This window comes from Streptomyces panaciradicis, assembly GCF_023516615.1.
Lineage (GTDB): Bacteria > Actinomycetota > Actinomycetes > Streptomycetales > Streptomycetaceae > Streptomyces > Streptomyces panaciradicis.
This window is the reverse complement of sequence record NZ_JAMGBF010000082.1, coordinates 1-24,973: the sequence shown is the minus strand read 5'-3', so window position 1 is coordinate 24,973 and position 24,973 is coordinate 1. Positions and strand designations below refer to the sequence as shown.

21 protein-coding genes are annotated in these 24,973 nt (G+C 72.5%); 10 read left to right on the top strand and 11 right to left on the bottom strand.

What is annotated here, in order from left to right:
* Positions 1–73 precede the first annotated feature (73 nt).
* Positions 74–1,702, bottom strand: coding sequence for a methyltransferase (locus tag M8J74_RS25675; protein WP_249838718.1), 1,629 nt, complete (start codon positions 1,700–1,702; stop codon positions 74–76).
* A gap of 15 nt (positions 1,703–1,717) precedes the next feature.
* Positions 1,718–2,890, bottom strand: a complete 1,173-nt coding sequence (locus M8J74_RS25670) for a 4-hydroxybenzoate 3-monooxygenase (RefSeq protein ID WP_249838717.1) — start codon at positions 2,888–2,890, stop codon at positions 1,718–1,720.
* A 197-nt stretch (positions 2,891–3,087) separates the two neighbouring features.
* Here M8J74_RS25670 and M8J74_RS25665 point away from each other — a divergent pair, with 197 nt between their 5' ends.
* Positions 3,088–3,690 carry a DUF4328 domain-containing protein gene (locus tag M8J74_RS25665; RefSeq protein WP_249838716.1) on the top strand — a complete coding sequence of 201 codons (603 nt, stop codon included), beginning with the start codon at positions 3,088–3,090 and terminating at the stop codon, positions 3,688–3,690.
* A 9-nt stretch (positions 3,691–3,699) separates the two neighbouring features.
* Here the strand turns inward: M8J74_RS25665 and M8J74_RS25660 are convergent, their stop codons facing one another.
* Positions 3,700–4,176 (bottom strand): ATP-binding protein, encoded by a 477-nt coding sequence (locus M8J74_RS25660; RefSeq protein ID WP_249838715.1) that lies wholly within the window; start codon positions 4,174–4,176, stop codon positions 3,700–3,702.
* 169 nt (positions 4,177–4,345) lie between these two features.
* Here M8J74_RS25660 and M8J74_RS25655 point away from each other — a divergent pair, with 169 nt between their 5' ends.
* Both M8J74_RS25655 and M8J74_RS25650 read left to right on the top strand, forming a co-directional pair.
* A complete protein-coding gene (locus M8J74_RS25655; RefSeq protein ID WP_249838755.1) occupies positions 4,346–5,131 on the top strand; it encodes a helix-turn-helix domain-containing protein in 786 nt (261 codons plus the stop codon).
* Positions 5,128–5,316, top strand: coding sequence for a DUF397 domain-containing protein (locus tag M8J74_RS25650; RefSeq protein WP_249838714.1), 189 nt, complete (start codon positions 5,128–5,130; stop codon positions 5,314–5,316). Before M8J74_RS25655 ends, M8J74_RS25650 begins: the two co-directional genes overlap by 4 nt.
* A gap of 70 nt (positions 5,317–5,386) precedes the next feature.
* Here the strand turns inward: M8J74_RS25650 and M8J74_RS25645 are convergent, their stop codons facing one another.
* From M8J74_RS25645 to M8J74_RS25635, 3 genes are all read right to left on the bottom strand, one after another.
* The gene (locus M8J74_RS25645) at positions 5,387–6,037 is read right to left on the bottom strand and encodes a DUF4360 domain-containing protein (protein WP_249838713.1); all 651 of its coding nucleotides are present in this window, start codon (positions 6,035–6,037) and stop codon (positions 5,387–5,389) included.
* Between the two features lie 172 nt (positions 6,038–6,209).
* The gene (locus M8J74_RS25640; RefSeq protein ID WP_249838712.1) at positions 6,210–7,127 is read right to left on the bottom strand and encodes a sulfite exporter TauE/SafE family protein; all 918 of its coding nucleotides are present in this window, start codon (positions 7,125–7,127) and stop codon (positions 6,210–6,212) included.
* Between the two features lie 81 nt (positions 7,128–7,208).
* Positions 7,209–7,667 (bottom strand): RrF2 family transcriptional regulator, encoded by a 459-nt coding sequence (locus M8J74_RS25635; protein WP_058925493.1) that lies wholly within the window; start codon positions 7,665–7,667, stop codon positions 7,209–7,211.
* A gap of 77 nt (positions 7,668–7,744) precedes the next feature.
* On the opposite strand from M8J74_RS25635, the gene M8J74_RS25630 reads away from it, so the two are divergent.
* Entirely contained in the window at positions 7,745–10,684 is a 2,940-nt protein-coding gene (locus tag M8J74_RS25630) for a glycoside hydrolase family 35 protein (RefSeq protein ID WP_249838711.1), read from the top strand.
* Between the two features lie 24 nt (positions 10,685–10,708).
* Here the strand turns inward: M8J74_RS25630 and arfA are convergent, their stop codons facing one another.
* Positions 10,709–12,220: an arabinosylfuranosidase ArfA gene (gene arfA / locus M8J74_RS25625; RefSeq protein ID WP_249838710.1), complete on the bottom strand. Its 1,512-nt coding sequence runs from the start codon at positions 12,218–12,220 to the stop codon at positions 10,709–10,711.
* Between the two features lie 223 nt (positions 12,221–12,443).
* On the opposite strand from arfA, the gene M8J74_RS25620 reads away from it, so the two are divergent.
* Entirely contained in the window at positions 12,444–13,133 is a 690-nt protein-coding gene (locus M8J74_RS25620) for a toxin-antitoxin system, toxin component family protein (protein ID WP_249838709.1), read from the top strand.
* Here M8J74_RS25620 and M8J74_RS25615 read toward each other — a convergent pair.
* Both M8J74_RS25615 and M8J74_RS25610 read right to left on the bottom strand, forming a co-directional pair.
* Positions 13,048–13,893 carry an SMP-30/gluconolactonase/LRE family protein gene (locus tag M8J74_RS25615; RefSeq protein ID WP_249838708.1) on the bottom strand — a complete coding sequence of 282 codons (846 nt, stop codon included), beginning with the start codon at positions 13,891–13,893 and terminating at the stop codon, positions 13,048–13,050. The genes M8J74_RS25620 and M8J74_RS25615 overlap by 86 nt on opposite strands.
* Positions 13,890–14,663, bottom strand: coding sequence for an IclR family transcriptional regulator (locus tag M8J74_RS25610; RefSeq protein WP_249838707.1), 774 nt, complete (start codon positions 14,661–14,663; stop codon positions 13,890–13,892). The genes M8J74_RS25615 and M8J74_RS25610 overlap by 4 nt, the downstream gene beginning before the upstream one ends.
* Before the next feature lie 178 nt (positions 14,664–14,841).
* Between M8J74_RS25610 and M8J74_RS25605 the strand changes: the two genes are divergently transcribed.
* On the top strand, positions 14,842–15,882 hold the full coding sequence (locus M8J74_RS25605) for an NAD-dependent epimerase/dehydratase family protein (protein WP_249838706.1): 1,041 nt from the start codon (positions 14,842–14,844) through the stop codon (positions 15,880–15,882).
* A 9-nt stretch (positions 15,883–15,891) separates the two neighbouring features.
* Here M8J74_RS25605 and M8J74_RS25600 read toward each other — a convergent pair whose 3' ends face one another.
* Both M8J74_RS25600 and M8J74_RS25595 read right to left on the bottom strand, forming a co-directional pair.
* A complete protein-coding gene (locus M8J74_RS25600) occupies positions 15,892–17,133 on the bottom strand; it encodes a PucR family transcriptional regulator (RefSeq protein WP_249838705.1) in 1,242 nt (413 codons plus the stop codon).
* Positions 17,134–17,136: 3 nt separating this feature from the next.
* On the bottom strand, positions 17,137–17,289 hold the full coding sequence (locus M8J74_RS25595) for a hypothetical protein (protein ID WP_174267325.1): 153 nt from the start codon (positions 17,287–17,289) through the stop codon (positions 17,137–17,139).
* Positions 17,290–17,454: 165 nt separating this feature from the next.
* Between M8J74_RS25595 and pgfA the strand changes: the two genes are divergently transcribed.
* The 4 genes from pgfA to M8J74_RS25575 form a co-directional block, all read left to right on the top strand.
* Positions 17,455–18,441, top strand: a complete 987-nt coding sequence (pgfA, locus tag M8J74_RS25590) for a cell envelope lipid trafficking protein PgfA (protein ID WP_249838704.1) — start codon at positions 17,455–17,457, stop codon at positions 18,439–18,441.
* A 195-nt stretch (positions 18,442–18,636) separates the two neighbouring features.
* Positions 18,637–19,788, top strand: a complete 1,152-nt coding sequence (locus M8J74_RS25585; RefSeq protein ID WP_249838703.1) for a glycosyltransferase family 4 protein — start codon at positions 18,637–18,639, stop codon at positions 19,786–19,788.
* The gene (locus tag M8J74_RS25580) at positions 19,785–20,525 is read left to right on the top strand and encodes a class I SAM-dependent methyltransferase (protein ID WP_249838702.1); all 741 of its coding nucleotides are present in this window, start codon (positions 19,785–19,787) and stop codon (positions 20,523–20,525) included. The genes M8J74_RS25585 and M8J74_RS25580 overlap by 4 nt, the downstream gene beginning before the upstream one ends.
* Positions 20,522–24,973 (top strand): alpha-(1->3)-arabinofuranosyltransferase (locus M8J74_RS25575; protein WP_249838754.1); only part of this gene is annotated, 4,452 nt, incomplete at its 3' end. The genes M8J74_RS25580 and M8J74_RS25575, both read left to right, overlap by 4 nt.

The window sequence follows — 24,973 nt, the reverse complement described above, 5'->3', positions numbered from 1 at the left end:
CGGGGTCCGGTGCGTGGCCGGGTGCGGGTCCGTTGTGGCTGGCCGCGCAGTTCCCCGCGCCCCTTTCGGGGCGCTACACGCGCTCGGCGTGGAGAAGCGATGCTTGCAGAGGGAGGTCGTGGGAGGTCCTCAGGGTGAAGCCCGCCTCCGACAAGAGGTGTCGGTAGTGGGCTTCCGTGCGTTCTCGGCCACCCACGTTGCACAGCATGTGGACGTCCCAGGCCACGGCTGTCGACCACGCTCCCTCCCGCTCGGGCAGCAGGCGTTCCACGACCAGGAGCCGGCTGCCGGGGCGCATGGCCCGCGCGCACCGGCGCAGGATCGTCAGGCAGCGGTCGTCGTCCCAGTCGTGCAGGACGCGGGACAACAGGTAGACGTCGCCGCCGTCCGGCACGGACGCGGTGAAGTCGCCGGTGACGAAGGTGCAGCGCCCGTCGAGTCCCTGTGCGGCCAGGTGCGTTCGCGCCGCCTCCAGCGCCTCCGGCCGCTCCAGGAGTACGCCCTCCACGTGACCGTGCGCGCGCAGCACGCGGGCGAGCAGCGCGCCGTTGCCGCCGCCGACGTCGATCACGCGCCGTACGCCGGAGAAGTCGGCCAGGTGGGGCACCGGCGTGAACATCTCGGCGCTCGCCGCCATCGCCCGGTGGAAGAGCGCGCCGAGCCGGGGGCGCTCGGCGAAGTAGGGGAAGTGGTGCTGTCCGTGGCGGTGGGCGAAAGCTTCCTGCCCGGTGCGGACGGAGTGCGCGAGGCCCGCGAAGGAGTCGTAGAACGGGCCGCCGTAGAGCAGCGCGAGCGGATGCAGGGAGAACTCGCCGCCGGTGCGCAGGGGGCGGCCGGTCTCGGTGAGGTGGTAGGTGCCGTCGGCGGAGGTCAGCAGGCCGAGCGTGGTGAGGTAGCGCAGCAGCCGGCGCAGTGCGTCGGGGTCGGCGCCGGTGAGGTGGGCGAGGGCCTCGGCGGTGCGGCCCGGATGGTCGGCGAGGTGGTCGGCGAGGCGCAGTTCGGCCATGGCGGCGACGGCCTGGGTGGCCCAGGCGCCGGTCATCACACCCAGGAGCGCGGTGGCGGGGTCGGGGAGCGGCTCGTGGCGTCCGGGCAGACGCAGTTCGAAGCGGCGGTGCTGCGCGGTGCGGAAGTACAGGACGGTCACGTCCTCGTGGCCGTTGTAGCCGCCGCCGTCCGGGGCGGCGCCGCCCCGCTCCGTCAGGAGCGTGCGCAGCCCGGCGGGGACCACGGCGCCCGGTGAGGTCACCGCGAACGCGGCGTGCGCCTCGTGCTCGGCGGCGCGTTCGGCGGCGGCGACCGCCTCCAGCGCGGAGCCCGGCGGCACGGGCAGCGCGAAGATCTCCACGCTCCGTCCCTCGACGGCGACATGGACGATGCCGACGGGGCTGTCGCCGAGGACCGCGCCGTGCCGCCGGGCCAGCCGGTCGCGGACGACCACGCTCGGGGTGACGGCGCCGGGGCGCAGCCCGCAGCGGCGCAGTTCCTCGCACAGCCCGTCGAGGGAGTCGGGGAAGACGAGGACGGCGGTGTGGTCGAAGACGAGGTGCCGGGAGACGTCGTCCCGCTCCTCGGGGGTCAGGCCGGGCAGCAGCTCGGCCAGGACCTGGTGGGTGTCGTGGCCGGCGACGTAGGAGACGGCGCGGTGGATCCGCGTCAGGTCGGTCTCGGTCAGACACGCCTGTACGACGGGGAGGTTCATGGAGGTTCCCGTGGGTCAGATGCCGGTGTAGTTCTCGGCGAAGAAGTCCTGGTGGGCGCGGGAGGTGCGCAGGCTGTCCAGGCGGGCGTACTGCAGCTCGCGGCCGTACCGGGCCTCGGCGTCGTCGCCGGCCGGTCCGTGCAGCAGGCCGCTCATCCAGTGCGAGAACTCGTGCGCCCGCCAGACGCGGGGCAGGCACTCGGCGGCGTATCCGGCGAGGCCGTCCGCGTCGCCGGCCAGCGCCCGTTCCAGGGCGAGGGCCAGCCGCTCGGCCTGGAGTACGGCGAGGTTGGCGCCCTTGGCGGCCGACGGGCTGATGAGACCGGCCGCGTCACCGGCGAGCCACAGGCGCCCGGCGCCCGGGGTCTGCAGCACGTCGGAGCGCAGGTCGACGACCGCCTTGTCGATGACGGCGCCCTCGCGCAGCGGCCCGAACTCGGCGGTCCGCATGCGGGTCGCCAGCTCGGCCCAGACGCGGTCCTCGCTCCAGTCGGCGGGATCGGTTCCGCGCGGGCACTGGAGGTAGTAGCGGGTGACGGACTCGGTGCGCGCCATGTGACCGGCGAACCCCCGCTCGTGCAGGGCGTATCCGACGGCCGCCATGCTCGGCGGGGCCTCGGCCAGCACCGCCAGCCAGGAGACGCCGTGGTCCCGGCGGGCCGTGCGCACGCCCCGGGCGGCCAGCGCCGCCCGGCCGACCCCGCGGTGCCCGTCGCAGCCGGCGACGTAGCGGCCCGTCACGTCCTCGCCGCCGCGCACCCGGACCCTGCCGTCCTCGATCTGCTCGACCTCGGCGTCGAAGCGGAGGTCGCCGCCGCGGCGCAGGTACTCGGCGATCAGGTCCCGCACCAGCTCCTGCTGGGGGTGGACGGTGTGCACCTCGCGCCTGCCCAGCCGCCCGTAGTCGAGGGTGAACTCCCCCCGCTCGCTGCGGAAGAGGCAGGTGCCGTGCGCCCTGCCCCGGGCCGAGACCCCGGCCGCCAGACCGTGCTCGGTCAGGACGCGTACGGAGTGGGCGGCCAGGAACCCGGCCCTGGCCCGCCCCTCCACCGCCGCCCGTCCGCGCCGTTCCAGGATCACGCAGTCGACGCCCCGGTCCAGCAGCAGATTGCCCAGCACCAGGCCCGCCGGACCGGCCCCGACGATCACCACACCGACCTGTGCGCCCGGGTCGAACCGTTTCCCCATACCCGCCTCTGAAGTTGTCCTTTCGGCCAAGGAGTTTCATATCACCTTGATCTTCACCGAAAGATCACAAAGCGGGGTGATTAGCCCGTACGGATGGACGAGCGGCTTCCGGCCACGCCGTCGGTTTGCGCGTCATCGGTCCCCGTAGTCACGGGAGTTGGCGGAAATCGCACAGGTGAACGCTTATGCTCCCCACCATGACCGAACCCGTCAGACCCGACAGCCGGGCTCCCCGGCTCCTCGCCCGCCTCACGCAGGGCGCGATACCTCTGACCGCCGCCGCGGAGGTGTTCCGGGCCGCGACCGTCCATGCACACCACCTGCATCCCGCGAGCACCTCGGCCCACCGGTCGGCGTTCGCGTCGATGCTGCTGGTGTACGCGGCGACGGTCGCGGCCGTGCTCTTCCTGGTGTGGTTCGGCCGCTGCCGGAAGAACGCCCGCCTGATCTCGCCCGACGCCGCGCTGGGGTCGGACGGCTGGGCCGTCGCGGCATGGCTGGTCCCGGTGGCCAACCTGTGGTTCCCCCGCGGACTGCTGCTCGGGACCCTGCGGGCCAGCGGCCCCGCCGCGGACGGGAGGCGTGACGATCTCCTGGTGAACGCCTGGTGGGCGGCCTGGACCGGACACGCACTCCTCGCCGTGGTGGCGCAGTCCGGAACCTCGCTGCCTCTCCTGGTGCTCTCCGAGACCCTGTTCGTCGCCGCGGCCGGTCTCATCGTCGTCCTGATCCAGCGGGTCACCACTCGTCAGGACACCGCCCTGGCCGCCCTCCGGCCGGCGGCGCCCGCGGCAGCCTGAGGCCGGCGCTCAGGCGCCGGTCGCCGCGGCCAGGGAGCGCCACCCGGGCACATCGACCTCGGCGCGCACGGTCTTTCCGGGCGTCCGGTGGTCCAGGACCTCCCAGCGGTCGGCGAGCGCGTCGACCAGGACGAGACCGCGCCCGCGCTCGTCAAGAGGATCGGGAGCCCGTACGGCGTCCGGGGCGGGCGGTCTCGACTCGCCCCGTGTGTCGGTGACCTCGACGCGGACGCTGCCGGTGACGAGCGAGAGCCGCAGCTCGAAGTCCCGCCCCGGCACCCGGCCGTGGACGACGGCGTTGGCGGCGAGTTCGGCGACGATCGCGGCGACGGCGTCGGAGGGCGGGGTGCCGTGCGGGATGCCCCAGGCGTGCAGTTGGGCGACGGCGAGGTGCCGGGCCAGCCGGGCTCCTCGCGGGGTGGAGCTGAGGCGCTGGGTGAACGTACGTACGGTAACCGGGCATTGGGGAGCGGGGCGTGCGGTCATGACCCCCATCTGACCGGCCCGCACCCGTCTTCACCAGGCCGGGCGCGCGTACGCCGCCGCAGCGTACGCGGTCACACACTGGACAGTACTCGTGACGGGCCGTGACCATGGGCGCGGGAGGTGACCGACTGTGGTCGATGGTGGCGGTGAGCCGGAGTCGTCGGACAGCATGCGGACGTTCGGGGCGGTGCATCAGGCCCTGCGGGAGCACGCGGGGATGAGCAGGGAGGAGTACGCCGATCTCGTCCGGTTCTCCAAACACACGGTGGCGTCCGTGGAGTTGGGACGCCGGATGCCCGACACGGCGTTCGTGGAACGGGCGGAGGAGCTGCTGGGCAACACGGGCGCACTCCGGAAAGCACTGCCCACACTGGCCCGCCAGCCGGGGCTGGCGGCCTGGTTTCGGCGGTGGGCGCGGCTGGAGCAGCTGGCGATCAGTTTGTACACGTACGAAGGCCGCATGATTCCGGGGCTGTTGCAGACACAGGCGTACGCCAGGGCCCTGTTCGACGGCCAGTTGCCACCGCTGGACGACGTCCAGATCGAGGAGCGGTGGTCCGCGCGAGCCGAGCGGCAGCGGCTGCTGCGCGAGCGGCCGAACACGGCGTACAGCTTCATCCTGGAAGAGCACCTCTTCCTCCGGCGCACGGGCGGAGTCGAGGTCACGCGTGAACTCATCGACCACCTGCTGGAGATCGGGCAGTTGCGGAACGTCGAGATCCAGCTCATGCCGCTGACGCACGGCACGCATGCCGGTCTGGCGGGGCCCGTGCAGCTGCTCGAGACACCTGAGAACCGGTGGTTCGCCTACAACGAAGGTCAGCGTGGCGGGTTGTTCATCAGCGACCCGAAAGAGATCAGCGTGCTCCAGAGGCGGTATGCCAGGATGCGTTCGCAGGCTCTCACCCCCGAAGACTCCGTGAGCCTGTTGAAGCGGATGCGAGGAGCGCTATGAGCAGCGACGAACTGCACTGGTTCACGTCGAGCCACAGCAGCAGCGGCGACGGCGACTGCGTCGAGGTCGCCCTCACCCCCGGCACCGTCCACGTCCGTGACTCCAAGGACCGGCAGGGCGGCCGGCTCGCGCTCTCGCCGGAGTCCTGGACGGACTTCCTGGCGCACGCCCGCCGGCAGGGCTGACCCGTCTCCGCACCGGCAGGGGTGGCCCGCACCGGGGGCCACCCCCTTTCCGCGCCGGACTTCCGCCGGCTCAGGACGCCGGGCACTCCTTCCACGCCATGTGGTACACGGTGCTGATGTCCCCGTCGGTCGAGTCCATCGTCATGAAGCTGACCTTGCCCGGGTTCGCGGTCCCGGCGTTCACTCTCAGCTCGGTGTTGATGTTGAAGTTGCGCTGGACCCCGCAGGGCGCCCAGACCAGCTGGGCCCAGTCGGTGGAGTCGGTCGCCTGCCAGTCGTCGTTGTACGAGCCGCTGAACGGGTGGGTCTTGGGCACGGTGTTCGAGGAGCCCTGGAAGTAGTACGACGCCCGCTGCGTGGCGCTCGCCCCCGGCTGGAGCGAGAGGAAGCCGCGGTAGTCGGCGCTGGCGACGGCGTAGGTGAAGCCCTGCGGGACGTGCACGATCAGGTTGAGCTGGCAGTTCTTGCGGAAGGCCGTGGGGTCGGAGTTGCCGCCGGCCTGCGCGAGGTACTGGCTGTAGGTCACCGTGAAGGCCGTGTTGTCGGGGGCGACGGCGACGGCCGCCGTGCCCGCGGGGCAGCCGGAGCCGTTCACGGTCGCGACGTCGATGACGATCTTGTCCGGGGGCGGGTTGTCGAAGACGCCCGAGTGCGGGTTCGCGGGTATCGCGGTGGTGAGGAGAGCGGCTACGGCGCCGCCCAGCAGGAGTCCGCCAGACATGGGTCTCTCCGGATTCTGTGAGTGGGGGGTGGCACGCCCCGGCCCCCCGGAAAGCTCGGAGAACTCTCTGGAGAAACAGTGAGGTTTCTGTGAAGGCCGGAGGCGCTCCGCATCGTAGAAAGCCGCGGCGGCGGTGGTCAGGGCGAACTCCGGCCATTCACATGCGCGGATTTCACACCGCTCGGGCGCCGACCGGCTCCGGCTCCGTTGCGGGTTCGGTCCGGATGTCCCGCTCCCGGCGATGGGCGCGCACCGAGTGCGTCAGGGCGGCGGCCCACAGGCCGTGGAGGACGACGTACACGACCGCGCGGACCGTGCCGGGGACGTGGAACCAGTCGGTGAGCAGGGTGCGGGCGTTGAGCACCACGATCAGGCCGCCCACGGTGGAGCCGAGGACGCGCGGAGCGACGAAGCGGGCCAGCCAGGCGGCGACCGGGGCGATGACCGTGCCGCCGACGAGGAACGCGAGCACCCAGGACCAGTTCACGCCCTGCGAGCCGAGCGAGAACAGGAAGCCCAGGCTCGCGGCGACGGCCACCAGCGCCTTGCTCGCGTCGACCGAGCCGACCACCTTGCGCGGCTCCAGACGCCCACTGGCCAGCAGCGCGGGCGTGCCGATCAGCCCCCAGCCGCCCCCGCCGGTGGCGCCGAGGAACCCGGCGGCCAGCCCGACCGGCACCAGGAACCGCTTGCCCGGCGGCCGGCCCGTACTCCCCCGCGGGACGCCGCGCACGGTGAAGCGCCAGGTGACGAAGAGGCCGAGGACGAGCAGGATCACCGCCATCACCGGTTCGGCGAGCGCCGTGGACAGGTGGGACAGCACGGTCGCCCCGGCGAAGGCGCCCACGGCGCCGGGAACGCCGATCCGGGTCACGACCTGCCAGTCGACGTTGCCGAAGCGGGCGTGCGAGGCGCCGGAGACCAGTCCGGTGCCGATCTGCGCGAAGTGCACGACGGCCGAGGCGGCGGCCGGGGTGGTGCCCAGGGCGAGCAGCAGCACCGTGGAGATCACGCCGTGCGCCATGCCGAGGCTGCCGTCCACCAGCTGGGCGCCCAGGCCCGCGAGGGCGAGCAGGATCAGCGTGCGCATGTGTCGGTCCCGTCCTGTTGCCAGTAAACGGGACGGAACCCTAGGACCTCGACCTGAGGACAGCCTGAGAGCGCGCCGCGGCTACGGGTTCTCCCATGCCGCCGGCTCCGCCGCCAGGTCCCGCACCTGCTCGGGCAGGGCGCCGGCCGCGAGGTCGGCGATCGTGACGCCTTCGAGGATGCGGCGGACGTTGGCGCGCAGCGCGATCCACAGGGGCAGCAGGGGCTGGGCGGAGCCGGTGTACTCCAGGCCGGTGGGGCGTTCGCCGCGCACGGACACGATCGGTCCGTCCACGGCCCGGATGACGTCGGCGACGGTGATCTCCCGGGCCTCGCGCGCCAGCCGGTAGCCGCCGCCTCCGCCGCGCCGGCTGTCGACGATGCCGCCGCGCCGCAGGTCGCCGAGGATGCCCTCCAGGAACTTGTGCGGGATCTCCTGCACCGCGGCGATGGCTTCCGCCTTCACCGGTCCGCCGTCCTGCCGAACGGCGACCTCAAGAACCGCCCGTACCGCGTAATCCGCTCGTGCCGAGATCCTCATACGACCATTGTGGCCGGTCCCGCGTACACAATGAGCCCGCACGCGCCGCCCACCGACCGGCACGACGGGAGGCTCCCATGGGGCTCAGCAGACGTACCTTCAGCACTCTCGCCGGAACCACCGCACTGGGGTTGGCCCTCGGCGGCAGCGGCGCGGCGAACTGCGCCTACGCCGCCCCGACGGCACCGACCGGACCCGCGCCCGCGCCGCCCGCCGCGGACGGCCGGCACCACACCGTCGGCTTCGACCGCTACTCGCTCGTCGTCGACGGCCGGCGGCTGGTGGTCTGGTCGGGCGAGATGCACCCCTTCCGGCTGCCGAGCCCCTCCCTGTGGCGGGACGTCCTGCAGAAGATGCGCGCCCACGGCTACAACGCCGTCAGCGTCTACGTGTCGTGGAACTACCACTCCCCCGCCCCCGGCAGCTACGACTTCACCGGCATCCGCGACCTGGACCTGTTCCTGCGCACGGCCGCCGAGACCGGCCTCTACGTCATCCTGCGCCCCGGCCCGTACATCAACGCCGAGATCGACGGCGGCGGCTTCCCCGGCTGGCTGACCGCCGCCAGGGGCACGGCACGCACCGCCGACCCGGCGTACCTCGCGCACGTCGACGAGTGGCTCACCCACGTGAACGCGATCGCGTCCCGCCACCTGTACACCGACGGCGGCGGCACGATCCTGCTCTACCAGATCGAGAACGAGTACGACGCCCACGTCACCGAGGCGACGGGCCGCGACTACATGGCCCACCTGTACGGCAAGGTGCGGGCCGACGGCATCGACGTCCCGCTGTTCCACAACGACAAGGGCAGGAACGGCTACTGGATCCCCGGCTCCTTCGACACCCGCGGTGAGGGCGGGGGTTGGCTCTACGGCTTCGACGGATACCCCTCGCCCACCCAGACGCCGCCGGACTGGGGGCACTTCGGGGTCGGCGGAACGAAGGGCGGGGCCACGGCGAGCCCGCGGACGCCCGGGTTCATGCCCGAGTTCGGGGGCGGCTGGTTCGACCCGTGGGGCGGGGTCTGGTTCGGCCGCAAGGGGTACGCGGAGTCGCGGCGGCAGCGGGACGCCGCGTACGAACGGCGCTTCTACCTCACCAACCTCGCCAACGGCATCACCCTGCACAACGTCTACATGACCTACGGCGGCACCTCATGGGGCTGGCTGCCGGCGCCGGTCGTCTACACCTCGTACGACTACGGCGCCGCACTCGACGAGGGGCGGCAGCCCACCGCCAAGCTCGTCCCGATGCACCAGCTCGGCCATCTGCTGCACCACGTACCGGACTTCGCCAAGCTGGACCGGGCCGCCGACGTGGAGGCGGCCGGTCTGCGGGTGTACCACCTGACCAATCCGGACACCGGGGCGCACGTGTACGTGGCGCGCAACGACGGTGCGCGTGCGATGACTTCGTCCGTGCCGGGCCTCGGCGGGCTGCCGGTCACCGTCCCGGCGAAGGACGCCCGCCTCCTCGTCGCCGGGATGGTCCTGGGCCGGCGGAAGGTGCGCTGCTCCACCGCGCAGCCGATGCTCTCCCTCACCGCGGGACACCAGGACATCGCCGTGTTCACCGGACGCCCGGGCGAGGCGACGGTGACCGTGCTGGAGTACCCGCAGCGGCCCGCGGTGACGGTGCTGGAGGGCGGCGCGGCCCACACCTACACGGACGGACTGCTGCGCGTCGAGGCCAGGCTCGACGGCCTGACCCGGGTGCTGGTCTCCGGCGACGGGACCGGCAACCCGCTGCTGCTGCTCCTGGCCGACGACGACACCTCGCTGCGGCTGTTCCCCCACGACACCCCGTCCGGGCCGGTGCTGGCGCACGGTCCCGCCCTGGTGCGGACGGCGGCCGTGAAGGGGAGGGCCCTCCGGCTCACCGGGGACACGGTGGCGGCCGCCGCACTGGAGGTGTGGGGGCCGCGCGGCATCACCGAACTCTCCTGGAACGGGCGGGACTTGGCGGTCGAGGCCACACCGTCCGGAAGTCTGCGGACCGCACGGCCGCTGCCCGGCGTCGGGAAGGTCTCGCTGCCCGCGCTGCGCGGGGGCTGGCGGCGCAGGACCGAGAACCCCGAGTCGGTGCCCGGCTACGACGACTCCGCCTGGAAGCGCGCCGACCGCACGACGTCGTACAGCACCACGCCCGTCCCCGCCGGGCAGCCCGTCCTCTTCGCCGACGACTACGGCTTCCACTACGGCGACGTCTGGTACCGCGGCCACTTCACCGACGCCCGCGGCGCGCGAACGGTGTCCCTCGCCTACAGCACGGGCACGCAGGGCCTGCTGATGGCCTGGCTGGACGGGCGGCCGCTGGGCACCCACCGCATGCCCGTGCCGGACAACAGCACCGTGCGCAAGGGGACATGGACGGACACGGCGGTGTTCTCCGTACCGGCGGAGGCGCGTACGGCGGGCCCGCACGTGCTGTCCGTGCTCGTCCGCCGGATGCAGCACGACCAGGACGGCAAGGCGCAGGACACCCACAAGGCGGCCCGCGGGCTGACCGCGGTCACCTTCGACGGGGCGGCGCCGCGGGTGAGTTGGCGCATCCAGGGCGAGAAGGCGCCGGACGCGAAGCGCGGGCCGCAGAACACCGGCGGGCTGTACGGCGAGCGGCACGGCTGGCACCTGCCGGAGTACGCCGACGGGAGCTGGCCGGCCGCCTCGCTGCCCCGCGCGGACCGGCGGCAGGGCGTGACCTGGTACCGGACGTCCTTCCGGCTGGCGGTCGACCCCGGCATCGACGCGTCCGTCGGGCTCGTCCTCGACGACGACCCGGCCCGCGCCTACCGCGTCCAGATCTTCCTCAACGGCTGGAACATGGGCCAGTACATCAACGACGTGGGCCCGCAGCACACCTTCGTCCTGCCGAACGGGATTCTGCGCACACGAGGTTCCAACACACTCGCTCTCGCCGTACTGTCCGACGGAACCACACCGTCGGGGCCGTCGGACGTACGGCTGACGCTCCTGGGGGCGGCGGCGGGCGGGGTTCCGGTGCTGCCGGTCTGACCGCGCGGACCGGACCTGTGACGGTCAGGCCAGCCGGATCATGTTCCAGGACAGCGGCTCCAGTACGGCGGTGAGGGTGCCGTCCCGGACCTCGGTGCCCTCGACGGCGTGCGGGACGACCCGCTCGGGCTCCGTGAGGGTGTTGCGGGCGTCCGGGTCGGCGTCGGCGAGGACGCTGTGCTCGGCCACGGACGTCAGGTCGAGTCCGTTCAGGGCCACTTCGAGGGGCAGCGCCTCGGTCCGGGAGCGGTTGACGGCGAAGACGGTGACGGTGCCGTCCGCGGCCCGCACCGCGGTGGCGTGCAGCAGATCGGCCTCGCCGTACCTGCTCGTCTCGTACGTCGGTGACTGCACGCGCACGTCGAGGACCTCGCCGCGGCCGTGCCGGGCGGCCTGGGCGAAGGGGAAGAAGGTCGTCTGCCGCCAGGCCGGGCCGCCGGGCTCGGTCATGATCGGGGCGATGACGTTGACGAGCTGGGCGAGGCAGGCGACGGTGACGCGGTCGGCGTGCCGCAGCAGGGCGATGAGGAGCGAGCCGAAGACGACCGCGTCCAGGACGCTGTAGTTGTCCTCCAGCAGACGGGGGGCCTCGGCCCAGTCCCGCGCCGAGGAGTTCTCGATCTCGTGCCACCTGGAGGTGTACCAGACGTTCCACTCGTCGAAGGAGAGGTTGATCTTCTTGGGGGACTTCAGTCTGGCGCCGACGTGGTCACAGGTGGCGACCACGTTCTCGATGAAGGACTCCATGTCGACGGCGGAGGCCAGGAAGGAGTCGAGGTCGCCGTCCTGGGGCTCGTAGTAGGCGTGCAGGGAGATGTAGTCGACCAGGTCGTACGTCTCCTCCAGGACCGTCGCCTCCCACTCGGCGAAGGTCGGCATGGACTGGCTGGACGAACCGCAGGCGACCAGTTCCACGGACGGGTCCATCTGCCGCATGGCACGCGCGGTCTCGGCGGCCAGGCGGCCGTACTCGCGGGCCGTCTTGTGTCCGGTCTGCCAGGGGCCGTCCATCTCGTTGCCCAGACACCAGACCTTGATGCCGAAGGGGTCCTTGTCGCCGTGGGCGGCGCGCAGGTCCGACAGGGCGGTGCCGGAGGGGTGGTTGGCGTACTCCTGGAGCTCCAGGGCCTCCGCCACGCCCCGCGTGCCGAGGTTGATCGCCATCATCGGCTCGGCCTGCGGGCCGACCTTCTTCAGGAAGGCGATGTACTCGGCGAGTCCGAAGCGGTTGGTCTCCGTGGACCGCCAGGCGAGGTCGAGGCGGCGGGGGCGGTCCTCGGCGGGGCCGACGGAGTCCTCCCACTTGTATCCGGAGACGAAGTTGCCGCCGGGGTAGCGGACGGCGGTGACGCCGAGTTCGCGGACGAGGTCGAGGACGTCCTGGCGGAGGCCCTCGGCGTCGGCCGTGGGGTGGGTCGGCTCGAAGATGCCGGTGTAGACGCAGCGGCCGAGGTGCTCGACGAAGGAGCCGAACAGACGGGGGTTGACCTCGCCGACGGTGAAGGCGGGGTCGAGGGTGAAGCGGGCGGTGTGCATGTGCGCCTTTCGGGGTGGCTGGTGCGTGGTGCGTCGGCGGCTGCGGGGGCTGTTCGGTCGCGTTCGACATGTCGACCTACGCTCGTGACTTCGAACGGGACCGTAAAGAGGAAGCGCTTGCCCGTCAATGGTTCGGGCACGCTTTTCCGGCCAGACGGGGCCGTTCATGGTTGAACCACCGGCGTAGTCTCGAACGGCCTGCTCGGCGGCGAGAGGGGAAGCGATGGACATCGCGGGCGTGCGGAGGACGGCTGCCCGGGTCGCCGGGAGGCTGCGCCGCTCGCCGAGAGCCTCCGGGATGCGGGAGCTGGCGGAGGGGCTGCACGCCGCCCTGCGGGTCAGGACGCGGCCGCCGGTCGGCGCGCGGGAGCTGTGCCGGGCCCTGTGCGAGGAGATGAGCGCGCGGCGCGGCGGACGGCCCGTCCAGCTGCGGTTCGAGCGGTTCCCGGACGAGATCGAGGTGACCGGGCTGTGGGTGGGCTTCCAGGACTTCGACCTCGTCATCGTCGAGGAGCGGGCCGAGGGCGCCCAGCAACTGGTCATTCTCGGCCACGAGTTGTGGCATCTGCATGTCGGGCACAGCCATCACCACACGGCCGGGACCGCACTGGCCGGGGAACGCGAGTGGAGCGGTGCGGCGCTGTCGGTGGCGGCTCGTGACGGTTCGCGCGCGGCCGAGGAGGCGGAGGCCGACGCCTTCGGTCGCCGCCTCGCCGCCACGCTGCGGCCCCTCCTGCCGGGCGGGGACCCCCGGCGCCGCCCGCCCGGACCCGGGGAGCGGGACCGGGCGGCCGTACCGCGTGCCGCCCGGCCGCCCCTCTGGACGCTCAGCCCGCGAACGCCGGCTGGGGCAGGCCCTTCCCCGCGCCGGGGACGACCAGCAGGGAGCCCGCCACCGGGTGGGGTGACGTGAGGCCCACGCGGGCGGTCGTGATGTACAGGTCCGTCAGCTCCGGGCCGCCGAAGGCACAGGCGGTGACGCGGGGCGTGGGCAGCTCGATCACGCGCTCCAGCTCGCCGTCGGGCGTGTAGCGGCGTACCGCGGCGCCGTCCCACAGGGCCACCCACACACAGCCGTCGGCGTCCACCGTCAGCCCGTCGGGGAAGCCGGCGTCCTCCTCGATCTGCGCGAAGCGGCGCCGGTCGGTGATCCGGCCGTTGTCGTGGTGGAAGACGTCGACCTGCCGGGTCGGCGAGTCGATGTAGTACATCAGGCGCCCGTCGGGGCTCCAGCCGGTGCCGTTGCTCACGGCCACGTCGCCGAGGACGACCTCGGCCGAGCCGTCCCCGGTGATCCGGGAGAGCGTGCCGCCGCCGGGGGCCTCGTCGTAGCGCATGGTGCCGGCCCACAGGGAGCCGTCGGGGGCGACGGCGGCGTCGTTGCCGCGGCGGCCGGGGACCGGCTCGCGGTGCAGCCAGCGGAAGGCGCCGTCCGGGTCGACGAGCCCGACGCCGTCCCGGAGGTTGAGCACCAGCCCGCCGCCGGCCCGCGGCTTGGCCGCGCCGACGTGCTGGTCGGTGACGCGGACCGTGCGCCGGCCGGTGACCGGGTCGTACGTGTGCACGCGCGCGCCCAGGATGTCGATCCAGATCAGCCGCCCGGCGCCGGCGTCCCAGGTCGGGCCCTCGCCCAGGGTCGCCTCGGCGCGCACCGCCACCTCGTAGGCCGTCATGCGACGGTCCGGTGTCCGAGGCGCTCCGACAGCTCGGCGGCGCCCTTGGCGGCGAGCTGCTCCAGCTCGGCGCGGCGGTCGTCGCTCCAGCGGATCATCGGGACGGAGATGGACAGGGCGGCGACGACCTGGCCGGTGCGGTCGCGGACGGGTGCGGCGACACAGCTGACGTCCGGGTTGGACTCCCGGCTCTCGACGGCGATCCCCCGCTCACGGATCTGCGCGAGGGCCTCGCGCAGGGCCGCGGGCTCGGTGATGCTGTTCGGTGTCATCCGCACGAGCTCGGCGTCGTCCGGGATGCGCGCGGTGAGTTCCGGCTCCGGGAGGGAGGCCAGCAGCATCTTCCCGACGGACGTGCAGTGCGCGGGCAGCCTGCGCCCGGCGGCGGACACCATCCGTACCGCGTGCGTGGAGTCCACCTTGGCGATGTAGATGACGTCGGTGCCTTCGAGGATCGCCACGTGCACGGTCTCGTCGCAGGTCTCGGCGACGGACCGGGCGACCTGCTGCCCCTCGGCCGCGAGGTCGAGCTGCTCGGCGTAGCGGCTGCCGAGCTGGTACGGCCGTACGCCGAGCCGGTAGCGTCCCGGCTGCCCCGGCACCTGGACGATGTACGACCGGGCGGCGAGAGTGGTCACCAACTCGTGCACGGTGGTGCGCGGCAGCTGCAGCCTGCGCACGATGTCGGGGGCGGAGAGCGTCCCGTCCCCGTCGAGGAAGAGCTCGAGAATGTCGAGAGCCCGAGTCACCGCAGGTACGAGGCGTCCCACGACCGGCCCCCTCCCTTGTTTTCCTAGGCGCCTGTGTTCGAAATTTCAACAGACGATCGGCATGACGAACACAGGGTAGGCATAGCGCGTTTGCCCGGGCAATGGTTCTGCGCGGAACGCATGAGTCCGAGAGTGAAGAAACCCCGTGCCGATGAGACCCGACGAGATAGGAGTACGCATGGACGTCCTGGTGACCGGTGGCAGTGGGTTTGTCGGGAGTCATCTGGTGGTGCGGCTTCTGGAGCGTGGCCATCAGGTGCGGGCCACCGTCCGGAGCGTCGCCGACTCCGCCAAGGTCGCGCCCCTGCGGGCCATGCAGGACGATCACCCCGGGCGGCTGGAGTTGTTCGAGGCCGATCTTCTTGTCGATGGGGACTTCGACGAGGCGATGAAGGGGTGCGAGGTGGTGTTCCATGTCGCCTCGCCGTTTCTGATGCCGGAGAGGATCAAGGACGGGCAGCGGGACATGGTGGAGCCCGCGCTGGTGGGGACGCGGAACGTGATCGGGAGTGTCGAGCGGACGCCCACCGTCAGGCGGCTCGTGCTCACCTCCACCGTCGGTGCCGTCTTCGGCGACTACGTCGACGTGCTCGCCATGGACGGGCAGGTGCTGAGCGAGAAGTACTTCAACACCACCAGCACCGTGCACAACAATCCGTACCACTACGCCAAGACCGTCGCCGAGCGAGCCGCCTGGGAGGCCGCCGAGGCTCAGGAGCGGTGGAGCATGGTCGCCGTGAACCCCGGGCTCGTGCTGGGGCCCTCGCTCACCCCCGCTTCCGAGTCCGGCAGCCTCTTCCTCCTGGAGGAGCTCTTCAAGGGCTACTTCTTCTACGGCGCCCCCGACTTCAGCTTCACCACGGTCGACGTCCGGGACCTGGCCGACGCGCACATCGCCGCGGCCGAGAAGCCGGACGCCCAGGGGCGGTACATCGTCGCCGCCGAGCGGATGACCTCCTTCCATGAAATGGCGCGGATCGTTCGTTCGCGGTACCCGAGGGATCTGCGGCTGCCGCGGACCCGCCTGCCGCACTGGCCCGTTCGCGTCCTCGGTCCGGCCTTCGGGCTCACCCAGGACTACATCCGCAAGCACCTCGGCATACGGTTCGAGGTCGACAACCGCCGTGGGAAGGAGGAGTTGGGGATCGCGTACCGGCCCGTCGAGGAGACCGTGCTGGACCACTACGAGGCCTGGCGGCGGCAGCGCCGGGCCCGGTGACGGCCGGCGTCACCGCTGCCCCTTCTCCCCCAGCATCCCCCTCAACCTCTGTGCCCGCAGCACCAGTTCCAGTTCGAAGCGGCGGTCGGGGTCGTCGATCTCGTCGCCCCACAGCTCGCGGATCTGGCGCAGGCGGTAGCGGACCGTCTGGGGGTGGACACCGAGGCGTGCGGCCACCTCCGGCGCCCCGCCGCGGGTCTCCAGCCACGCCAGCAGGGTCTGCGCCAGCCGGCGTCCGTGCGTCGGGCCGCAGTGCGCGAGCGGTGCCAGGCAGCGCAGGGCGAGGTCGTCGATCAGTTCCTCCGGCTGCAGCAGCACCAGGGCCTCGGTGTGCTCGGTGCAGTACAGGACGTCCCCGGCGGGCAGCAGCCCCCGCTCCATGAGACGGACGGCCGCCTCGGCCCAGCGCAGCGACTTCGCCGCGTCGGCCAGCGGTACCGGCGGCCCGATCGCGCCGGACCAGCCGGTCAGGGCCCGGTGGAGCAGTTCGGGGCGGCCGGCGGCGTCCGGTTCGGGGACGACCATGCGGGGCTGCTCGTAGTCCAGGTCGAGCAGTACGCCCTGTCCGACGGCGGGCGCGACGGCCTCGCGGGCCGGGCGGAGCAGGACCCCGACGGCGACCTTGCGGGGCAGCGGCCAGCCGACCCGGGCGGCTCGTTCGGTGAGCGCCTCCGCCGTGTCCCCCCGGTGGTGCTCGGCCAGCAGCAGCTCCATCAGGCGGCGCTGCAGGCGCAGACGCTCCCCGGCCTGCCGTGCGGCGGCCTCGGCGTAACCGCGGACCGACTGGTCGACCAGGCCGTCCAGGTACTCGTAGCCCGCGTCGACGAGTTCGTACATGGCGGGCGGCGGGATCTCCACCCGCTGGCCGATCTCGGCGAAGCGGCGCCAGGCCAGGCGCACCCCCATGCGGTAGATCGCCTGGAGGGAGTCGAGGGAGCGGCCGTGCAGTCCCTCGCCGCGGCCGAACTCCTGGAAGACGCCGGGCGGGACGGTGAGGCGGCCCTCGGACGTCTCCAGGTGCTGGACGAAGACCTCGATGGCCCGGCGGATGCCGACCAGCGCCATGGGCTCGCCCGACTCGTCGAGGACGAGGGGCAGGTGGGGGTACTCGCGGCGGATCTCGCGCAGGATCTCCTCGGCGAGTCCGGGCGCCTCCGCCATGGCGATGGCGGCGAAGCGGCGGACCTGGAGACGGGGCACGTCGTGCCAGGCCGAGCGGGTGGTGACGGCCGGCGGATGCGCGGGCGTCACCGGTCAACTCCCCTGACCGGCTTGCTCGTACGTGATCAACGGCGTGTTCGGCTGGTCGGGGGTGGCGTCGAGCAGGGCGACGATGCCGAGGGCGGCGCCCACGGCTAGGGCCGCGGCGGCCACGACGGTGAGCGCGGCGGCGAGCAGTCTGGACATCGCAGGGTCAGCCTCTCCGTACGGAAGGTCGTCCCCACCCCGGTGTCCCACCTCTGCCTGTCGGCCCAGTCTCGACAACCATTGACACCCCGTCAAGAGCGGCCTACGGTCCTCCGCTCATAGAGCGGCCCGAACTCCGTCGTCCCTTCCTCCTGGAGTGTCCGGATGCGCCGTACAGCCTCCCCCCTCTCGCTGATTCTGCTGGGACTCGGCACGTTCTTGCTGGTCCTGGCGCCGATGCTGGTCTGGTACGTCGAGCCGCGGGCCGCAGTGAACCCGATCGACATCGACACCACGGCCGTCTACCAGGGCACCGGAAGCTACTTCGACACCGACGAGATCAAGACAGTTGACGACCAGCGCATCACGGTCACCCAGCAGGTGCGCGGCAACGTCGCGGACAGCGAGAAGAGCGGGCGGGCGGTGTGGGACGTGACGACGACGGTCGACACGGACAAGTCGCTGCCGGCCGCCGACCCGCACGACGCCCTGGAGTTCTTCCTCAACCGCTGGGTGACCGACCGCCGTACCAACCGACCGGTCCACTGCTGCAAGGAGAACCCCTACTTCGAGGGCGAGGCGTATCTGAAGTTCCCCTTCGACGTGCGGCGACGCTCCTACACGTGGTGGGACAACTCGCTCGGCGACACCGTGGTGCTGCACTACGCGGGTACGCGCAAGGTCCAGGGGTACACGGGTTACCGGTTCACCGGCAGTGTGCCGCCGACGAAGATCGGCACGCGGCTGGTGCCGGGCACGATCGTCGGCCAGAAGAGCAAGCCGCAGGTGCTGGCCGAGGAGTGGTACTCCAACCACGGCATCGAGCTGGTCGTGGACCAGCGCACCGGCCGGGTGCTCTACGCCCAGGTCGGCCCGCGGCGCACCCTGCGCGCCCCCGGTGCGAAGAAGGACGCGGTGGTGCTCCTGGACAGCGGGAAACTGGGGTTCACCACCGCGACGCAGAAGGAACAGGTGAAGCAGGCGAAGAAGGAGAGCGGCCAGCTGCGCATGGTGGGGCAGACGTTGCCGATCGCCTCCGCGGTGGCCGGATTCGTACTGGCGGCACTGGGGGCGGTTTTGGTGGTACGAGGACGCAAGCGCCCCGAATTGGCCGAAAACTCCCGATCGCCCCAGCCCCAGCTCACGATGTGACATGACGTCAGTTCTAATAAAGCCGGAAATTGTCACCTCGGTGAGTAGCCGTGGCGAACGGCGCGGCGAAAACTGTCGAATCCCACCCGAGCACAGCCCGTCCACACCCCACGCCCAGGAAGAGCTCAGTCCCCCCCACAACACGTCCGGAAAGCCACCACTGAGTTCCGCACCCTGAGACGAGTTGGAGCACCCATGCCCCAGCACGTGCCATCCCCGCTGCGCAGCGCTCGTTCCAGGGCGCCGCAGCACCTCCCGGCGCTCCCCCCACACCCGCGCCGAATCGTTTTCCTCGCCCATCGGGACCTCGACAACCCGGCCGCCGGCGGCTCCGAGCTGCTGGTCGACCGGCTCGCCGAGGGCCTGACCGCACTCGGCCACCAGGTGACGCTGATCTGCGGCGGCCCCGCGGCGTACCGCGACTACAAGGTCGTCTCCGCGGGCGGCGAGTTCGGCCACTACCTGCGCGCCCGGTCCGCCTTCGCCCGTCAGGTCGGCGAGACCGATCTGCTGGTGGAGGTCTGCAACGGCATGCCCTACCTCGCGCCCCTCTGGCACCGCGGCCCCACCCTGTGCCTGGTCAACCACGTCCACTCCGACCTGTGGAAGATGCGGTTCGGCGGGCCCCTGACGCCGGCCGCGCGACTGGGCCGAAGACTGGAGCAGTGGGCGCTGACCGGCGCCCAGCACCGCAGCCTGATGGTCGCCGTCTCCCCCTCCACGGCCCACGCGCTGCGCGCGATCGGTGTCGAGAGGGACCGCATCCGCGTGGTGCACAACGGCGTCGAGGAGCCCGGCCCACGGGCCGAGCGGTCGGCCGAGCCGCTGTTCGTGGCGGTCGGCAGACTCGTCGAGTACAAACGGATCGACCTGCTGCTCAGACTCTGGGAACGCGTACGGCCGGTCACCGGCGGCCGGCTGGTGATCGTGGGCGACGGCCCCGAGCGGCAGCGGCTGGAACAACTCGCCGGTCCCGGCGTCGAGTTCGCCGGGCATGTCTCGGAGGCCGAGAAACACCGGCTGCTGTGCGCCGCCTGGCTGCTGCTGCACCCCTCGGCCGTGGAGGGCTGGGGCCTGGTCGTCACGGAGGCCGCGACCCGGCAGACGCCGACCGTCGCCTTCGACGTGCCCGGCCTGCGGGACTCCGTCGTCGACGGGGAGACCGGCGTACTGGCCCACGGCGAGTCGTCGTTCGCGGCCGCCTGGTGCACGCTCGCCCTGTCGGGGGAACGCCGTGCGGCGATGGGCAAGGCCGCGCGGGACCGGGCGGCCCGCTACCGCTGGCATCGCACGGTCAGACAGTTCCGCGCCGTGGCCGCCGAGGCGGTGAGGAGCTGGACCCCATGACCGGCACCGGTCTCAAGGACCCCTCGATACGCCGGTCGATGACCCTCTTCCGGGCGTTCCTCCACGAGCAGGACGATCCCGGGACCTGCTACGCGCTGCTCGCCCGCGACGCCGTCGACCAGGTCGAGGCCTACGACGGCCCCGTCGCCGGGCGGACGGTCGTGGACGTCGGCGGCGGCAGCGGCCACTTCACCGAGGAGTTCCGCCGCCGCGGCGCCCACGCCCACCTCTTCGAGCCCGACGTGCGCGAGCTGGGCGGGAAGCCGCCCGAGGGCACGGTGATCGCCGACGGCTATCTGCTGCCCCTGTCCGACGGGGTCGCCGACGTCACCTTCTCCTCCAACGTGCTGGAGCACGTCGCCGATCCGCAGACCTTCCTCAGCGAACTGGTCCGGGTCACCCGGCCCGGCGGACTGATCTACGTGTCCTTCACCAACTGGCTGTCCCCCTGGGGCGGCCACGAGTGGGCCCCGTGGCACTGGTTCGGTGCCGAACGGGCCCGCGCCCGCTACCGGCGCCGTACCGGAAGACCGGCCAAGCACACCCTCGGCGAGAACCTGTTCGCCGTGCACATCGGCACCACCCTGCGGCAGGTGCGCGCCCGGGACGACGTCACGGTCGTCTCGGCGCGCTCCCGCTACTGGCCCTTCCTCGCCGAGGCGGTCGTCAAGGCGCCCGGCATCAGGGAGTTCGCCACCTGGAACCTCCTCCTCATCCTCAGGCGGTGTCCACCATGACGACCACGGTCCAGGCCCCACCTCCGGCAGCCGTCCCCACCACCGCGGCCACCTCGGGTCCGCCGGAGGGCCCGCGGTCGCGGCGCTGGCTGGTCGGGTTCTGGGCCGTGATGTTCGTGCTGTTCCTGGTGGTGCACCCGGGACGGCAGACCTTCGACACCAAGCTCGGCGTGACGACCGATCCCGGCGCGTTCCTCTCCGACCTCGGGCAGCTCTGGCACGACCAGGGCGGCTTCGGCGGGATCCAGGACCAGTACGCCGGCTATCTGTGGCCGATGCTGCCGTTCTACTGGCTGGCCCACCTCGTGCACCTGCCGGTGTGGCTGGCCGAGCGGCTGTGGATGTCGCTGATCGTGTCGGTCGCCTTCTGGGGCGCGCTGCGGCTGGCCGAAAGGCTGCGGGTGGGCAGCGGCGGCTCCCGGCTGCTCGCGGGGATCGCGTACGCCCTGTGGCCCGTGTTCACCATCGTCGTCGGCTCCACGTCGGCCGCCGTCCTGCCCGGCGCCTTCCTGCCGTGGGTGCTGCTGCCGCTGGCGAACGAGCGGTACACCGCCCGGGTCGCGGCCCTGCGCTCGGCGCTGGTCGTGCCGTTCATGGGCGGCGTCAACGGGGCGTCGACGCTGGCCTCGCTGCTGCCCGTCGGGCTGTATCTGCTCTCCCGGCCGCCCGGGCCACGGCAGCGCAAGCTGATCGCCTGGTGGGTGCCGGGCGTCGTCGTGGCGACGGCCTGGTGGTGGATCCCGCTGCTGATGCTCGGCGTGTACGGCGAGAACTTCCTGCCCTACGTGGAGACCGCGCAGACCACCACCGCCACCATGTCGGGCACCGAGGCGCTGCGCGGGGCCGGCAACTGGGTGGCCTATCTGCACTTCGGGCAGGCGTGGCTGCCCGCCGGATGGACGGTCGCCGCCTCCGTTGTGGTGATCGTCTGCTCGGCGCTGGCGGCCGGGCTCGGGCTCGCCGGGCTCGCGAGACGGGACATGCCCGAGCGGCGGTGGCTGGTGCTGACCGTGATCGTGTGCGCGCTGGTGCTGCTCGCCGGGTACGGCGGGGCGTTCGGCGCGCCCTTCCACGGGCTCGTGCAGGACTGGCTGAACGGCTGGCTGGTCCCCTTCCGCAACATCTACAAGTTCCAGACGGGGCTCGCCCTGGCGCTGGTCCTCGGGCTGGCCCATGTGGTGGGTGTCGCCGCCGAGTCGCGCGGCGCCCGGCCGGTGCGGGGGCGGCGGTTCGCGCCGCTCGTCGCGGCGGTGCTGATCCTGCCGGGCCTGCTGTGGCCGTACCTCAACGGCTCGATCCTCAACCCGGGGTCCTTCCAGGAGCTGCCCGAGTACTGGAAGACGACGGCGAGTTGGCTGCAGAAGTACTCCCCCGACTCGCGCGCCCTGGTGGTGCCGGCCACCGCGCACGGCATCTACAGCTGGGGCTCCCCCATCGACCAGCCGCTCGACGTGCTGGCCAAGTCCCGCTGGGCGCAACGGGATTACGTGCCCTTCGGCACCCCGGGCAACCGGCGGGCGATGGACGCCGTCGAGAACGCCCTCGCCTCCGGCAGCGAGGTGCCGGGCCTGGCCGACTACCTGAGCCGGGCGGGCATCTACTACGTCGTCGTACGCAACGACCTCGACCCCGACCAGATCGGCGCGGTCCCGACCACCACCGTGAAGCGGACCCTTCAGCAGTCGGGTTATGTGCGGGTGACGGGCTTCGGACCGGTCATGACCGGCGGCACGATCGCGCACGACGCCCCGCTCCAGGTGGAGGGCCTGTACCCGCGGCAGCGGGCGGTCGAGATCTACGAGCCGGGCGGCAAGGACGTCCCGCGCCCGGGGCAGGCCCGGCTGCTGCCCGTCTCCGACACGGCCGTCGTCTCCGGCGGACCCGAGGCCCTGCTGCCGCTCGCGACCGAGCTGCGCGGCCGGGCGACCGTGCTGACCGGCGACAACACCCCCGGACTCGGCAGCCCCGCTCTGCAGGTCGTCGGCGACGGGCTGCGCCGCGCGGACACCCGGTTCGGGCTGGTCAGCGCCAACACCTCGTACACGTACACGAGTTCGGAGCGCAACGCGCCGGACGCCGTGCAGGACGCCGGGAAGAAGCCGCACCAGATCCTGCCGACCGAGGGCATCGCCCACCAGACGGTGGCCGAGCTGCGCGGCGCCCGCTCGGTGACGGCCTCCTCCACCGGCAACTGGCTCTTCCACCTGCCCCAGTACGACCCGGTGAACGCCTTCGACGGCAACCCGGACACCGCGTGGGCCGAGGGCGCTCCCGGCTCCGCGGACGGGCAGTGGCTGCGGATCGGCTTCACGGACTCCTACGCCATGCCGTCGTCGTTCAAGGTGACGCCTTTGCCGCAGGCGAGCGTGCGGTCGGCGGCCACGAAGGTGCGGGTGGAGACGGAGAGGGGGAGCAGGACGAGTTTCCTGCGGCCCAACGGCCAGACGCAGTCGGTCAAGGCACCGGCGGGCGCGACGCGGTGGATGAAGCTGACGATCGTCGACTCCGAGCGCCGCCACGCGGGTCTGACGGGTGCCGGATTCTCCGAGATCGCCCTGCCGCACGTCCAGGTCACCCGTCTGCTGCGGCTGCCGACCGACGCGGACGGCGCCTCCGACGCCGCCGCCACGCAGATCTCCCTGCACCGCGTCCCCGACCCCACCGGCCTGTCCGCGACGGGCACGGAGGCCGGCCTGCACCGCCGGTTCACCACGGCCGCGGCGGGGACGTACGAGGTGACGGCGGGTGCGGTGCCGGTGAGCGGCGCGGAGCTCGACAGGCTGCTCTACCGGGTCGCGCCCGACCAGCAGAACCGCATCGTCGCGACCGCCGACTCCACGGCCGCCCTGGGCGCGGGGCTGTCGGCGCGCAACCTCACCGACGGCGACCTGACCACGGCCTGGGTCGCGGGCGACCGGCCGACCATCCATCTGAGCTGGAACGGCAAGCAGCCCGTCGGGGAGATCGTCCTGGCTCCGGCGGGCGGGCTGTCCACCCGGGCCACCCAGGTGGACATCAGCTCCCCCGACGGCGCGACGATCGCCGGGGTCGACGAGAACGGCGTGGCCCGCTTCGACCCGATCACCACGGACCGCCTCGACATCACGATCACGCAGGCGGCGCCGCTGACCCTGCACAACCCGGTGGCCGACGAGGACCTGCAACTGCCCGTCGGGCTGAGCGAGGCGTACATCCCGGCCCTCGACCAGTACCGCACCAAGCAGCCCGGCGCCTCCCGCGCCTTCTCGCTGCCCTGCGGGCAGGGTCCGGCCGTGGCGGTGGACGGGAAGCTGTACGCGACGAGCGTGCGGGGGACCGTGCGGGACCTGGTGGAACGCCGGCAGGTCGAGGTGACGCTCTGCCAGGAAGGCCGCAAGGCCACCGGCCTGGAGCTGACCGCCGGGACCCACCGGGTGGAGGCAGGCGACGCCGGTCCCCTCGTCCTGACCGACGTCACGCTGACGCACGGCACGGTGAGCGAACCGTCCGCCGGGACACGGCAGTTGACGGTACGTGACTGGCTCGGCGACCGGCGCGAGCTGACCGTCGGCTCGGGCGGCGCCACCTATCTCACGACGTACGAGAACTACAACGACGGCTGGAAGGCCACCCTGGGCGGCAAGGAGCTCACGCCGGTCCGGCTCGACGGCTGGCAGCAGGGCTGGCGGGTCCCGGCCGGGGCGGGCGGCACGGTCAAGCTGTCGTACGAGCCCGCGACCACGTACGAGGGCGGGCTGATCGGCGGTGCGGTCGGACTGGCGGCGGTGATCGGGCTGGCCGTATGGCGCCGGCGCGAACCGAACCCCGATCCGGCGCAGCCGGTGCCGCCGCTGCCGGGGCTGTGGCTGGGCACGGTGGCGCTGACGGTGGTGGCGATCGTGATCGCCGGATGGTTCGCCCTGCTCGTCCTCGCGCTGGCCCTGCTGGCCTCCCGCCGGCACGCCCTGCTCGTCCCGATCGCGTTCGCCGCGCTCGTGGGGGCGGGGATCGCGGCGGCGACGGGGGCCGGGGAACCGGCGGGCGCCGGCCACGGGACGTTCGGGCACGCGGCCCAGCTGCTGGCGCTGATCGGCCTGTTCGCCGGCGTCGTGAGCGTCCACGAGCCGGACGAGGGCCCCGGCCACACGGCGGTCCTCCCCCCGGCGACCGAACCGGCCCTGTGGGCGCCCTCGGAGGCCCCGACCCGCGAGCTGCCGCAGCGGCACCGGGGGGAGAACCCCCATCCGGACACGGAGCAACCGGGCCCCGGGACGACCGCACCGGAGACCGCCCCGCCCCCTCCACCCGGCGAACGACACGAAGAGGGCGCCTTCAGGGCCGGTGCAGGGGAGGAGCAGCCGCCGGCGGACCACACAGGACGCCCGCGGCAGGAGCCCCGAGCGGGGGGCCTGCTCACAGGCGGCCTCTGGCGGAAGGACCGCACAGAGGGCCTCCGCGCGGACGGTCTC

Bases quoted from the DNA above. Each gene is read 5' to 3' on its own strand.
- M8J74_RS25675 (WP_249838718.1), bottom strand. From the start codon at position 1,702: ATGAACCTCCCCGTCGTACAGGCGTGTCTGACCGAGACCGACCTGACG.
- M8J74_RS25670 (WP_249838717.1), bottom strand. From the start codon at position 2,890: ATGGGGAAACGGTTCGACCCGGGCGCACAGGTCGGTGTGGTGATCGTC.
- M8J74_RS25665 (WP_249838716.1), top strand. From the start codon at position 3,088: ATGACCGAACCCGTCAGACCCGACAGCCGGGCTCCCCGGCTCCTCGCC.
- M8J74_RS25660 (WP_249838715.1), bottom strand. From the start codon at position 4,176: ATGACCGCACGCCCCGCTCCCCAATGCCCGGTTACCGTACGTACGTTC.
- M8J74_RS25655 (WP_249838755.1), top strand. From the start codon at position 4,346: ATGCGGACGTTCGGGGCGGTGCATCAGGCCCTGCGGGAGCACGCGGGG.
- M8J74_RS25650 (WP_249838714.1), top strand. From the start codon at position 5,128: ATGAGCAGCGACGAACTGCACTGGTTCACGTCGAGCCACAGCAGCAGC.
- M8J74_RS25645 (WP_249838713.1), bottom strand. From the start codon at position 6,037: ATGTCTGGCGGACTCCTGCTGGGCGGCGCCGTAGCCGCTCTCCTCACC.
- M8J74_RS25640 (WP_249838712.1), bottom strand. From the start codon at position 7,127: ATGCGCACGCTGATCCTGCTCGCCCTCGCGGGCCTGGGCGCCCAGCTG.
- M8J74_RS25635 (WP_058925493.1), bottom strand. From the start codon at position 7,667: ATGAGGATCTCGGCACGAGCGGATTACGCGGTACGGGCGGTTCTTGAG.
- M8J74_RS25630 (WP_249838711.1), top strand. From the start codon at position 7,745: ATGGGGCTCAGCAGACGTACCTTCAGCACTCTCGCCGGAACCACCGCA.
- arfA (WP_249838710.1), bottom strand. From the start codon at position 12,220: ATGCACACCGCCCGCTTCACCCTCGACCCCGCCTTCACCGTCGGCGAG.
- M8J74_RS25620 (WP_249838709.1), top strand. From the start codon at position 12,444: ATGGACATCGCGGGCGTGCGGAGGACGGCTGCCCGGGTCGCCGGGAGG.
- M8J74_RS25615 (WP_249838708.1), bottom strand. From the start codon at position 13,893: ATGACGGCCTACGAGGTGGCGGTGCGCGCCGAGGCGACCCTGGGCGAG.
- M8J74_RS25605 (WP_249838706.1), top strand. From the start codon at position 14,842: ATGGACGTCCTGGTGACCGGTGGCAGTGGGTTTGTCGGGAGTCATCTG.
- M8J74_RS25595 (WP_174267325.1), bottom strand. From the start codon at position 17,289: ATGTCCAGACTGCTCGCCGCCGCGCTCACCGTCGTGGCCGCCGCGGCC.
- pgfA (WP_249838704.1), top strand. From the start codon at position 17,455: ATGCGCCGTACAGCCTCCCCCCTCTCGCTGATTCTGCTGGGACTCGGC.
- M8J74_RS25585 (WP_249838703.1), top strand. From the start codon at position 18,637: ATGCCCCAGCACGTGCCATCCCCGCTGCGCAGCGCTCGTTCCAGGGCG.
- M8J74_RS25580 (WP_249838702.1), top strand. From the start codon at position 19,785: ATGACCGGCACCGGTCTCAAGGACCCCTCGATACGCCGGTCGATGACC.